Consider the following 11,819-nt stretch of genomic DNA (forward strand, 5'->3'; position numbering starts at 1 on the left):
AAGTCTCCCTTGAGAATGTCAGGCCTGTTTACGCTGGCGGTCCGCACGCCAGACTTTTACAGACACGGTCTGCCCATTAAGTACGGACGTGCCAACAAGCGGATCAATCTCCTGATCGCTCAACACGTCGTTTATGCTGGCGCCAGCGTGGGCAACCGCCACACTCTGCCCGGTACCCTTCCGATGGTGGCCCCAGCCATGGGGTACTGAAACCACGCCCGCCATCACATCCTCGGTGATCTCCACCGGCAATACGATCTGCCCGGAGGTGGAGCCAATCTCGGCGGAATCACCAGCCTGAAGGCCACAGCGAGCAGCATCTTTCGGATGGATCATCAGGGTACAGCGGTCTTTGCCTTTCACCAACCGCTGGCTGTTGTGCATCCAGGAATTATTGCTGCGAACGTGCCGGCGCCCGATCAGTAGCAGACCGTCGGAGGCCGGTGCCGTGAGTAAGGCATGGAGCCGCCCCAGATCCTGTAAGTAGCGGCGTGGGGCGAGGTTTACCTTGCCGTCGCGGGTAAACAACCTGCCGGGCATGCATGGGCGAAGTGGCCCGAGATCCACACCGTTGGGTAGTTCCTTAAGGGCGCTGATGGACAGCCCCTTGGGCAGGTCCTGCCAGTGGCGGTTCAGTGGGCTCATTTTTGCCAGACCCCGCAGGGGATGGCGCTCCGGAAGTATATCCATCACCAGGTCGATGGCGGGCTGGACCAGGCCGCGTGCAGGACCGATGTCGGTTCCGTAGGGCCCGGCCCGCAACATAAGATCAAGGATCGGGTCCGGCCCGATCTGTTTGAACGCACGCCAACCCATCTCGGAACGCAGGGGCAGGCGGCCACCTTTTCGCTTCTTCTCCAGACGGTGGGCCAGTTCCAGCAGTATCTGCCAGTCGTGGCGGGCGTCTTTGCCCGCATCGAACAGGGCAGGGCTGTATTTGGCGGTGTTGCGAACGGCAAACATGCTGAAGATCAGGTCGTAGTGGCTGCGTTCAAGCCCGGCGGTGGGAGGCAGTATGACGTCCGCATGACGGGTGGTTTCATTGAGGTAGTAATCCACCGACACCATGAAATCGAGGCCGCCGAAGGCCTCGTCGAGCCGTCCACCGTTGGGGCTTGAAAGCACCGGGTTGCCCGCCACCGTCACGAATGCCCGTATCTGGCCCTCGCCCGGCGTGAGAATCTCATCGGCAATGGTGCTTGAAGGGTATTCGCCGGCAAACTCAGGCAGTTTTTTCACCCGGCTGAACCGCTTGCCGAAATGGCCCTTCTGGCCGGACATGCCACCGAGTGCGATCAGATCAATCGCAGGTTGCGTGAACATCATGCCGCCAGTGCTGTCCAGCTTCCCGGTCAGGATATTGAGCACGTAGGCAAGCCAGGTCGCAACGCCGCCAAAGGCCTGGGTACTGGTGCCCATGCGAGTGTACAGCGCAGCCCTCGGTGTTGTGGCCAGTTGCCGCGCGAGGTTGCGGATATCAGCAGCCGGCATGCCCGTCTGTTCGCTGACGGCTTCGGGGGTGAAGCCCATTGCGGCCAGCCGGACCAGGTCTACGTCTTTCGTCCATTGTTCTGCATGGCCGAGGTTCACCAGGTCTTCTTCAAACAGGGTGTGCACCATGGCCATTAATAGCAGGGCATCGGTGCCAGGGCGAATGAAGTGGAACTCGTCGGCCAGTTTGCCGGTCTCTGTGCGGCGTGGGTCCACGACCACCATCCTGCCGCCACGGCCCTTGAGTGCCTTGAGTCGCCCACGGAAGTCCGGCACGGTCATCAGGCTGCCATTGGAGGCCATCGGATTGGCGCCAATGCAGATGAACAGGTCGGTGCGGTCGATGTCCGGTATCGGGAAGAGAATCTGGTGCCCGAACATTTCCAGGCTGGCCAGCATGTGGGGCAATTGGTCGTTGGAGGTGGCGGAGAACCGGTTCTGGGTACCCAGGGCCCGGAGGAATGGCATGGTAGCCACCAGCGAGCCGTGATTGTGTACGTTGGGGTTGCCGAGGTAAGCGCCAATACTGTTGCGGCCGTGCTCTTTGCGTACCCGGTGCAGTCGGCTGGCCACCAGGTCAAAGGCTTCGTCCCACTCCATTTCCTGCCAGCCGTCGGCGGTGCGCCGTACCGGTTTGCGCAGGCGCTCCGGGTCTTCGTGGAGGTCCTGGAGGGCGACGGCCTTGGGGCAGATGTGGCCATGGCTCAGCGGATCGTCCTCGTCGCCCTTGATGGAGGCGACGTGGCCATCCCTGACCTCGATGGCCACGCCGCACATGGCTTCACACAGATGGCAGGTACGGTAGTGGGTGCCGTTTTCCATGGGGTCTCTCCAAACTGGTTGTTATTGTTCTGAGCATGGCCAAGCAGGGACGGTGTTCCGAAACACGCTTTGAATACGTCCCTGTAACGCTCGGGCTCCGCCATCCATGGCTCCGCACGGTTTCGGAACACCGTCCCCGCTTGGCCCCGGACTTCGGAGTTGGTTTCAACAGGCAACCAGATTAGCAGGAAACGCAGGAGAGTGGAAAACCGGTTTATGGCCTTTCCGGCCACAAAAAAGGCCAGCCCGAGGGCTGGCCATAAGTAGCGGAGCCTGAAGTTAGTACTCTGCTGGAATTTCCTTGATGGGGTTGGACAGGAAGTTCAGGTAAACGCCGCCAGCTGGAATTTCCAGAGGAATGTTCCCCAAGCTTTCTATGTTGACTGTCAGCGGCACACGATTGGTGTTTCTTTGCTCTATTTGCATCCTGCCATCATCAAAGAAATTGATGTCGCCTTTCAGTTCAAGAGTGAACGGTTTGCTGTACAGGTCGTGTGGTCCGCCAATGGGTGGTTCCAGCAGCGGGGCGTCGAGCTGAAGGCGGGCTTCGGTTCTGAACTCGGTCTGGCCATCATCATTCTCGACAATAACGCCTTCCACCAAGCCTTGTGGATTGTCCTCGGAAGTTTCCGTGTTGTATCGCATCCGAAGGATCTGTGGGCCTGTCGGTTCTTCCAGCGTGATTAAGCCGATAATCCGCAGGTAAACCGAGGTAGAGGTTGTCGCGAGCATGGTTGGGTATAAGAGTACCCTTACACCGGTCTGCTCTCCTGAGTCCGGATCGATGTAGGGGCCGATAACCTCTGTATTCAGTCCATAGGTCTGATAGATGAATTTATTCTCTGGGCATTCATCACCGTTGGTCGGGCACCCGACTCTTGCCGGAGTGGACATTAGCAGTATTGTTGCGTTGCCTGCTGATTTCAGTTTTGCGGCATTGGCGGACGGCAGGAACTCGCTGGCATCGTTTGGATCCACTTCATGATCGAATGGCTCCAGGCAGTCCTGGGAACCCAGCGCGTCGCAGTCAACCACATAGTTCGAGTTTGTATCCCGAATCGGCAGGTTCCGTAAGGGAGTGAATACTGTATCTAGCGCTTCACCACCTCGGAAGTAAATGTCCATATTTGGCCCGCCAACATCTTCAGGGTTTACCAGGAGATCGGTTTGCAGGGCAAGGCCGTTGGCACCGCAGATGAAATCCTCGGTTCCGGTCTGGCATTGGCCTCCGGAAGTGGATTTCATGCGATAACGATACAGGCTATCGATTTCCCAGGGCTCGTCCGGGTAAAACCGAATCCGTTGATTGTTCTTCTCCAGCCGGCCGGATACCGCTTCAATTGCAGCGCCGCTCTCGTCCACTCTCTCAACCACAAACGTCTCGCCGCTGCGGATGGAGTCCAGATCCATGGACTGGGAGAACACGACCACGATGGGGCGGTCCGTAGGCATGGTAGTTACCGGCAACTCGTCCCCGCGAGGACCATTAGGTGCGTTATCCACACACTGCCCATGGCTATCTTGGCTTAGGTTGACCCCGGTGGTGACGCATGGGTAACCGGGATAGGTTGTCAGCGCCAGAGGTGACCTCTGTGGGACTGAACCGCCGCCAATGTCAGGGAGGGCGAAGCTGAGGTTCTGCGGTGTGACACCATTGCCTGCAAGGTCGGTCAACGCGTTGCCAATCTGCACGGTGTAATCAACACCATGCTCCAGGCCTCCGACCGGGTTCAGTACCAGGGCGGTTCCGTCGAGTTTGGCGTCCAGTGTGTTGTCGCCAACCGTCAGCGGTGTGCCTGCCGCGTCCAGCACAATGCCATCGGCGATGGTATCGGCGTCCAGCGGTTCGTCAAAATTCAGTACGATCGGGTCGCCAGGGCGCTGCATCTGATCACGATCACCCGGGAAGGCATCGTCCGGTCCTGGCATCCAGCTCACTAACTGTGGGCCGGTGTTGTCCGCCAGTTCTTCGTCCCGTTGTTCGGCGGCATCCAGTGCGGACTCGGAATCCGTCGCGGCTTCGATGCGAAACGCAATGGTGGCATCGGTGAATTCCTGGCCCAGCAGGTTGGGTTCCACCATGCCGATGGCGTCGATGGTCAGAACGCCGTCTTCCACGATCGCGATGCCGGTCAGCTCCACCCCAAGCAGGTCCTGGGATAACGAAGCATTGGGCTGCGCCTCTTCCGTGTTCATGGCAACATCCATGAACAGTTTGACGTGGCGCGGCGCGTTCATGTTATCCGTGTAGGGGTTTGGCATCAGGTAACCGGTGGCGTCCGACAACATGGTCACCTTGATGTCACCGGTTTTCTGGATGTTTCCGGTTGCCGGATCTATAACCGGTACCTCACCGTTGACACGGACATCCAGGCTGCTGCTGGTCAGCACGCTGCCTTTCGGAACTCGCAGTGGCAGGGGCTCATCCGCCGTAAATGCCGGTGCGTAAGCGAGCTCTGCAAACAGATCGCCGGTTTGCTGGGACGGCCCGGCATTGCCCTGCAGTACGGAGTTCAGAGTAATTCCGTTGATGATTTGCCCGTTTAGCCGAGACTTGCGGGTGTTCTCAGCACTCTCGCCGGCGTTCAGACCGGAATCCACCACTTGCTGGGACAGAACAACGGTTGGGCCGGTGTCGCGTGGGGTGATAGTTTCGCTGAAGTCGTCCAGCGTGCCGCCATGGAGACTCGGCAGGTTGCGGACTGACACGGTGTAGGTCTCGCCCGAGGTGAGTATGTCCTCCTCGCGGCCACAGCGCTCTTTCGAGTCTGCAAGGCAGGGGTCGATGGTGATGTCCCGGCCTTTCACAAGAACGGTGGCCGGCACCACGTTCGCGTTGCTGTCAGTGATTTCAATGACACCACCGAGTGCCTTCCAGTCCGGGTGTACGGTCTGGGTCATTTGCAGTCGGAACGTTGAGAAGTTCATGGGCTGGAATACATTGCCCCCGGAGGGAATCATTTCCGCAACTGTGAACTCGGGGCTCAGGTTGTCCAGCCCGGCGATGCCGCTGAATGCACCCCGTGTTGAAAACTGCACGCCCTCCGGGCCAAAAGCATTGGGGGTCGGAATCGTACGGCCGCCTTCTGCCTGCAATACCTCGGTAAACTCAATGGTGTAGTCGGCGCCCGGGCTGAGTTCGCCCTGTGGCGACAATGTCAGACTGCGCCCACCATCCACGCTTTCGGCCGTGAAGCTCAGGTCGGTGCTACCATCGGTGATGCGGATTTTGCTGGCAACATCGTTGTCAGACAGCGCATGGGAGAAGCGCAGCACCATGTCGGCCTTGGGGCTAACGTTGCTCTGGCCATCCGCCGGGTAGGAGTAAACCACTTCTCCCGGAGTTGTCGGCTCGTCGATGGTCTGATCATCACCCCCGCCGCATGCTGCCAGGAACATCGCGGGAATCAGTGCCAATGTATTGTTGTGTTTCATGGCAAACCTCTCCTCAGAACTTCAGGGTGATGGAGCCGCTGATAACGTGAACGTCACCGTCGGCGGTTGCCTGCTGTTCGTTACCGTCATAGTCGACGATGGTGAAATCCCGGTCCTGCAGCTGCTGATATTGGTAACCGATATCCAACCGTACCGGGTAGGCCAGCACACGGGTGCGTTCATAGGTTGCACTGATGCCTAGCCCGGCCACGATCTTGTCGGTGTCCAGATAGTTCAGCTCCGGGTTACGGGTGGTTTTGAGGGGAGACTCCTCATACGCCAGCCCGCCCCGGACGGCAAAGTGACGGCTGAGCTGGTATTCAGCGCCGATGCGAGGCACCAGGATGTCATCAAAACGGATGCGATTGGCTGCACTGACATTCTCCTGATCCTTGATTGTGTCGCCGGCGAACTCGTCTTCCAGTTCAGACCAGTTCTGCTGCTCAATGCTACCGCCGATGCGCCAGCCGTCACCCTTGTACTGGGTGCCGATGGCAAAGGTTTCCGGTTGGAAGGAATCGATAGTAGCCACCGCGAGGCTCAGGCCCGGGTCGGGGATGGTCTGTGTAACGATAATGTTGGAGTCTACAGACGTCGAAGCGGATGACTTGGTGCGATAGGTGATCGCGCTTTCCCAGCCGTCGAGGAAACAGTCACTGTCCGGACAGAAAGTATCGCCCCACTTGATGGTGGTGCCAAGGATGGACTTCAGCGAGGGCTCGGCGTTAACCGCCAGTCGCTCGCGGCTGGTTTCACCGCCAAGTGTTGAAACGGCATCCAGTTGAGCGGCTGCTTCCAGAGTGACACGCACCGAAAAACCGCCTGAGATGCCCCGCCAGAGGGGGGTGGCACCACCAATGTTCAGGAATAGGGGTTCCTTGCCATATTGCAGGTACTGCCCGGTTTCGGAGGTTTCCGAGGAGAATGCCAGCATTTCCTTACCATACTTCTCAACGCCTGCGATGAAGCCCAGGTAAATCGGGTGATCGAAGCGGGTCAGGGACGCCAGGTTGGTTTTCATACCGATCAGGACGTGCTGGCTCGGCGAATCCGAAATGATATCGCCGTCTGCATCGGAACGGCTGGAGCGCAATTCCTGCTCCGCGTGAAGGATGCCGCCGGTCAGCTCGCCACGCTCGTCACTGGTCAGATAGGACGGATTGTAATAGGTGGCTGACACATGCTCGTTGAACATCGACAGGGACTGTGCGGTAGCCACGTCCACGGGCATCACGCCATAGGTTGTACCGATATTGCCCATACTGGCAGAGGCATTCAATGAAAAACCGGCCGAGGCGGCTGCAACGGCGAGTGTCATCGCACGCAGGGAAAAGCGGGAGGTTGAAACCATGAAACACACTCCATTTGTTTGTCTTTGTTATGGACCTTTGCCGTGCCCCCGGAGTCGGGTAACAGGGCTGGCAATTATTGTTGGTACATTTGTTCGAAAAGCAGTGTAGTGCTCTTGTCTTATCGGGACGTTGGCTTCTTTGACAGCTTTTGGTGTCGAAACGACCACCCTCTAGTTAAAGATGGTTTAAAAATGAAGGAAATACAGAGTCTTATCGGGCCGGAAGGTGTTTATTTCTGTAACGAAGAGTTGTGAACTGTTGCAGGTTTTCTGCGGGCATAAAAAAAGGCTCCCTTCCGGGAGCCTTTGAATACTGCGCTAATGTGTATTGAAACTCGACGTTTCAGTTCGCGCGACGTTTTCGACCAACCAGTGTCAGGCCGATGATGCCAGCGCCCAGCAGCGCCAGTGAGCCAGGTTCGGGCACAGTAACAGAGCCCTTGCCGTAAAGGCTCACGTGAGACAGGCCATTACCCTTGCCGAAGTACGCCCAGTCTCCAGAGGAGACGAGGGAGTTAAGTTCATAAACGAACCAGTTGTCAGCCTTGTTTCCGCCACCAAATTTGAAGCCGATTGCAATAGTGCTGTATGAGTCCCAAAGGCTGCTATCGAATTCCCAGGTGCCGGTGCTGTCGGTCTGTCCGTACTCCAGATTGTAAAGTGCTGTGGGGTTCCCTGCGTTTTCAGATTTCTCCACAAACTGATAACCCGTTCCTGCGGCGTTGTTAAGAAAAATGTCATTGGCAGGGTTGCCGGTAAAGCTCGGGTTGTTCTTGCCGGACGCCAGGCATGCTGTGGCCTGCGAATCGTCCATCTGCATATAGTTATAGGCATCATCACATTTGATGGGTGCCGCGACAGCATAACCTGACATCAGTAATGCGGATGTCAGCGTTCCAGCCACCAGTGGCCAAAACTTAGTTCTCGTGTTCATTTTTGCTACTCCCGGTGATATTCCTTACTACGGGAGAATCACAGCATTAAAGGTGCCACAGTCCAAAATCATCGTTGTTACCGATACATAGGCAAAGCGCAGTTTCCGACTCGGTTTGATAGTGTAAACAAAGCTGACATTCCTGGAGTCACGATGTCAGTGTCAACTGGTCAGCACCGATAGCACCTTCTGCGCATGCTCCGCCATTTCACTGCCCAGACTTGTCAGGTAACCGCCATCCTTCTGAGTGATCAGCCCCTTCTGGTGCAAACGTTCTGCCGCGGTCACCATCTCCGGTGCAGCTGAATGCTGGTGAACCTTAATGCCCTCCTGCGCGGAAGACAGATCGAACATCGCCAGCAGGTTGAGTTCATCAATGTGGTCGGAAGAGAAAGGCATGGTGCGTTCCTTGTGTTATTTTTAATGGTCTTAGTGTAGTTGTATACGAAGCCACGGTATTCGGCAAAACTGATTTCCGGATAAACCACCCCACCTGGATGGAGACAGGGATGTACACCCTTCATATTGCGAACAAGAACTACTCGTCATGGTCGTTACGCCCTTGGGTCCTGATGAAGGAGCTGGGCATTGAGTTTAATGAGCAGCTCATTGTGTTTGGTGACGAGCCCACCTGGCAGGCTTACAGGCGCCTGAGCCCCAGCGGCAAGGTACCCTGCCTCACGGATGAAAGCACAACCGTATGGGACTCGCTGGCCATCATTGAGTATCTGGCCGAGCGTCACGAGAGCGTCTGGCCCAAAGACGCAAATGCCCGCGCCTGGGCTCGCTGTGCTGCTGCTGAAATGCATTCCGGGTTCCAGTCGCTACGGGATATCTGCAGCATGAACGTGGGCCTGCGTATCCGCATGAACACGGTCAGTGAGGGCCTGCAAAAGGATGTCGACCGCTTCGACAGCCTGTGGTCCCATGGCCTGCAGCAGTTCGGTGGCCCGTTCCTCGCCGGTGACCGCTTTAGCGCTGTGGATGCCTTCTTTGCCCCTGTCGTCTATCGGGTACGCACCTACGGGCTGGACCTGAGCGAAGGCGCCGCTGCCTACGTTGAGAGGGTTCTGGCGTTAGGCAGTATGCAGCAGTGGGAAGCCGAATCCCTCGCGGAACCGTGGCGAGACACCGAACACGAGGACATCGCGTTCACCGTCGGCACCTTGCTCGCGGACCACAGACAATAGCCACTTTCTTTAACAGACAGAGGACTCACCAGGCATGATCAGTTGGGAAGACTTTGAGAGCGTAGAGCTGCGCATCGGCACCATCATCGAGGTAAACGAATTTCCGGAAGCCCGCAGGCCGGCGTACAAGTTGAAAGTCGATTTCGGCCCGGAAGTGGGCATCCGAAAATCCAGTGCGCAGATTACCGACCTGTACGATCCTGAGACGTTATTGGGTAAACAGGTGCTCGCCGTGACAAACTTCCCGCCAAAACAGATTGGCAAATTTATGTCCGAGTGCTTGGTGACTGGGATCAAGAATGATGAGGGGGCGATAACCCTGGTAAGCACGGATCACAAGGTGAGTAATGGGCAGAGGCTTATCTGAAGGTAAAACTGGGGGAGTGGTGGGCCCACCTGGACTCGAACCAGGGACCAAAGGATTATGAGTCCTCTGCTCTAACCAACTGAGCTATAGGCCCTTTTTCAGCGGATGCTGCTTAAAGGTTTGCTTTTTGGGGTGTCGCTTCCGGGCGGGAGCAACAAAGCGGGCGCCATTATACCGGTGAGGGATGGCGCCCGCTACTGTTGTGGTGTTATCCGTTGCCCTGATCGTCAATGAAGCCGCGCAGGTGATCGGAGCGGGAAGGATGGCGCAGTTTGCGCAGGGCCTTGGCTTCGATCTGGCGGATTCGCTCGCGGGTTACGTCAAACTGCTTGCCCACTTCTTCCAGGGTGTGGTCGGTGTTCATTTCGATACCGAAGCGCATGCGCAGCACCTTGGACTCGCGCGCGGTCAGGCCGGAGAGCACGGAGCGGGTAGCTTCGCGCAGGCCCTCAGCGGTAGCGGAGTCAACAGGTGACAGGGCCTGGATATCTTCAATGAAGTCGCCCAGGTGGCTGTCTTCGTCATCACCGATCGGGGTTTCCATGGAGATCGGTTCCTTGGCGATCTTCAGTACCTTGCGGATCTTGTCCTCGGGCATTTCCATGCGCTCGCCCAGCTCTTCCGGCGTGGGCTCGCGGCCCATCTCCTGCAGCATCTGACGGGAGATGCGGTTGAGCTTGTTGATGGTTTCGATCATGTGCACCGGAATACGGATGGTGCGTGCCTGGTCCGCGATGGAGCGGGTGATGGCCTGACGAATCCACCAGGTGGCGTAGGTGGAGAACTTGTAGCCACGGCGATACTCGAATTTGTCGACCGCCTTCATCAGGCCGATGTTGCCTTCCTGAATCAGATCGAGGAACTGCAGGCCGCGGTTGGTGTACTTCTTGGCAATGGAGATAACCAGACGCAGGTTGGCTTCCACCATTTCCTTCTTGGCACGGCGGGCCTTGGCTTCGCCAATGGAAACGCGGCGGTTGATTTCCTTGATGTCGGAAACGTCCAGGTCCACTTCGGTCTGGATATTGGCAATGCGCTTCTGCAGGCGGACAATTTCGTCGATGCGCTCAGCAATCAGCGGTGCATAGGGCTTTTTGCCCTTGGACATCTTCTCGGCCCAGTCCAGGCTGGTTTCGTTACCGGGGAACGACTTGATGAAATCCTTACGCGGCATCTTGCACTCGCGTACGCAGATTTTCATGATCGCCCGCTCGTTCTCCCGCACCAGATCGTTGGTGGAGCGAACGACGTTCACCAGTTCGTCAAACGCCTTGTTGCCCAGCTTGAACGGGGCAAATACCTGGCCCAGTTCGTTCAGGGCTTCCTGGGTTTTCTTGTGGCCGCGGCCGTGTTTGGCCAGGCTTGCGTCGGCGGCATCGAGCTTTTCTTTCAGCAGCTCAAAACGTAGACGGGTTTCTTCCGGATCCGGACCGCTTTCGGTTTCTTCTTCGCTGTCGTCATCGTCATCATCGTCGTCGGATGAATCGTCCGAGGTGCTGGACGTGTCCGGGGTAGTGTCTTCCTCCATGAACGGCTCGGCGCCGTCGGGGTCGAGGAAGCCGGAGACGATGTCGCTGAGGCGGCCTTCGTTCTCGATGATGCGGTCGTAGGCCTGGATAACGGTACCGGTGATGCCGGGAAAGTGGGCCACGGCGGCCATGACATCGCGGATACCTTCCTCGATGCGCTTGGCAATGACAATTTCGCCTTCGCGGGTCAGCAGCTCCACGGTGCCCATTTCGCGCATGTACATGCGGACCGGGTCCGTGGTGCGGCCAGCGTCGGATTCCACGGCTGCGAGTGCCGCAGCGGCTTCAGCGGCCGCTGCTTCGTCAGCGGTGGAGTCGCCGTCGGTCATCAGCAGCGTGTCCGCGTCCGGTGCCACTTCAGACACCTGGATGCCCATGTCGTTGATCATGCGAATGATGTCTTCGACCTGGTCCGGGTCAGCAATGTCTTCCGGGAGGTGGTCGTTTACCTCGGCGTAAGTCAGGTAACCTTGTTCCTTGCCTCGTGCAATGAGGTCTTTAAGACGTGATTTCTGCGAATTGCCTGACATAGACACCCTGTGAACTCGCTGGTAAAAGGAAAAAAGTGAAACAGCCATTATAGCTGTCGCGCGGTTGCTCTGCCACCGGATGGTTAGATGGTGATCAATACTGCAAGTTTCAAGTGCAGTGCCGTTTCCGGCGGCAGTTATTGCGTTTTTTGGCCCGCCGGCTCTGTTTC

At 57.4% G+C, this 11,819-nt stretch carries 8 protein-coding genes and 1 tRNA gene; 2 read left to right on the forward strand and 7 right to left on the reverse strand.

Annotated elements, in window-relative coordinates; translation table 11 throughout:
- Positions 1 to 18: 18 nt before the first annotated feature.
- The 5 genes from AAGD24_RS03855 to AAGD24_RS03875 all read right to left on the reverse strand — a co-directional run bounded on the left by AAGD24_RS03855 (position 19) and on the right by AAGD24_RS03875 (position 8,432).
- A complete protein-coding gene (locus tag AAGD24_RS03855; protein WP_379866621.1) occupies positions 19 to 2,313 on the reverse strand; it encodes a molybdopterin-dependent oxidoreductase in 2,295 nt (764 codons plus the stop codon).
- A gap of 279 nt (positions 2,314 to 2,592) precedes the next feature.
- Positions 2,593 to 5,748 carry an Ig-like domain-containing protein gene (locus AAGD24_RS03860; protein ID WP_379866623.1) on the reverse strand — a complete coding sequence of 1,052 codons (3,156 nt, stop codon included), beginning with the start codon at positions 5,746 to 5,748 and terminating at the stop codon, positions 2,593 to 2,595.
- A gap of 13 nt (positions 5,749 to 5,761) precedes the next feature.
- On the reverse strand, positions 5,762 to 7,099 hold the full coding sequence (gene aupA, locus AAGD24_RS03865; protein ID WP_041332641.1) for an alkane uptake protein AupA: 1,338 nt from the start codon (positions 7,097 to 7,099) through the stop codon (positions 5,762 to 5,764).
- A gap of 343 nt (positions 7,100 to 7,442) precedes the next feature.
- Positions 7,443 to 8,033 carry a PEP-CTERM sorting domain-containing protein gene (locus AAGD24_RS03870; RefSeq protein WP_379866625.1) on the reverse strand — a complete coding sequence of 197 codons (591 nt, stop codon included), beginning with the start codon at positions 8,031 to 8,033 and terminating at the stop codon, positions 7,443 to 7,445.
- Positions 8,034 to 8,195: 162 nt separating this feature from the next.
- Complete coding sequence (locus AAGD24_RS03875) at positions 8,196 to 8,432, reverse strand: TIGR02647 family protein (protein ID WP_036203201.1); 237 nt, start codon at positions 8,430 to 8,432, stop codon at positions 8,196 to 8,198.
- A 110-nt stretch (positions 8,433 to 8,542) separates the two neighbouring features.
- Between AAGD24_RS03875 and AAGD24_RS03880 the strand changes: the two genes are divergently transcribed.
- Both AAGD24_RS03880 and AAGD24_RS03885 read left to right on the forward strand, forming a co-directional pair.
- A complete protein-coding gene (locus tag AAGD24_RS03880; RefSeq protein WP_379866627.1) occupies positions 8,543 to 9,223 on the forward strand; it encodes a glutathione S-transferase family protein in 681 nt (226 codons plus the stop codon).
- Positions 9,224 to 9,257: 34 nt separating this feature from the next.
- Complete coding sequence (locus AAGD24_RS03885) at positions 9,258 to 9,590, forward strand: tRNA-binding protein (protein ID WP_228210358.1); 333 nt, start codon at positions 9,258 to 9,260, stop codon at positions 9,588 to 9,590.
- A gap of 17 nt (positions 9,591 to 9,607) precedes the next feature.
- Here the strand turns inward: AAGD24_RS03885 and AAGD24_RS03890 are convergent.
- Both AAGD24_RS03890 and rpoD read right to left on the reverse strand, forming a co-directional pair.
- Positions 9,608 to 9,684, reverse strand: a tRNA-Ile gene (locus AAGD24_RS03890).
- A gap of 114 nt (positions 9,685 to 9,798) precedes the next feature.
- Complete coding sequence (gene rpoD, locus AAGD24_RS03895; RefSeq protein ID WP_036203209.1) at positions 9,799 to 11,649, reverse strand: RNA polymerase sigma factor RpoD; 1,851 nt, start codon at positions 11,647 to 11,649, stop codon at positions 9,799 to 9,801.
- Positions 11,650 to 11,819 lie beyond the last annotated feature (170 nt).

The organism is Marinobacter sp. M5B (genome assembly GCF_042604615.1).
GTDB lineage: Bacteria > Pseudomonadota > Gammaproteobacteria > Pseudomonadales > Oleiphilaceae > Marinobacter > Marinobacter salarius.

Bases quoted from the DNA above. Each gene is read 5' to 3' on its own strand.
- AAGD24_RS03855 (WP_379866621.1), bottom strand. From the start codon at position 2,313: ATGGAAAACGGCACCCACTACCGTACCTGCCATCTGTGTGAAGCCATG.
- AAGD24_RS03860 (WP_379866623.1), bottom strand. From the start codon at position 5,748: ATGAAACACAACAATACATTGGCACTGATTCCCGCGATGTTCCTGGCA.
- aupA (WP_041332641.1), bottom strand. From the start codon at position 7,099: ATGGTTTCAACCTCCCGCTTTTCCCTGCGTGCGATGACACTCGCCGTT.
- AAGD24_RS03870 (WP_379866625.1), bottom strand. From the start codon at position 8,033: ATGAACACGAGAACTAAGTTTTGGCCACTGGTGGCTGGAACGCTGACA.
- AAGD24_RS03875 (WP_036203201.1), bottom strand. From the start codon at position 8,432: ATGCCTTTCTCTTCCGACCACATTGATGAACTCAACCTGCTGGCGATG.
- AAGD24_RS03880 (WP_379866627.1), top strand. From the start codon at position 8,543: ATGTACACCCTTCATATTGCGAACAAGAACTACTCGTCATGGTCGTTA.
- AAGD24_RS03885 (WP_228210358.1), top strand. From the start codon at position 9,258: ATGATCAGTTGGGAAGACTTTGAGAGCGTAGAGCTGCGCATCGGCACC.
- rpoD (WP_036203209.1), bottom strand. From the start codon at position 11,649: ATGTCAGGCAATTCGCAGAAATCACGTCTTAAAGACCTCATTGCACGA.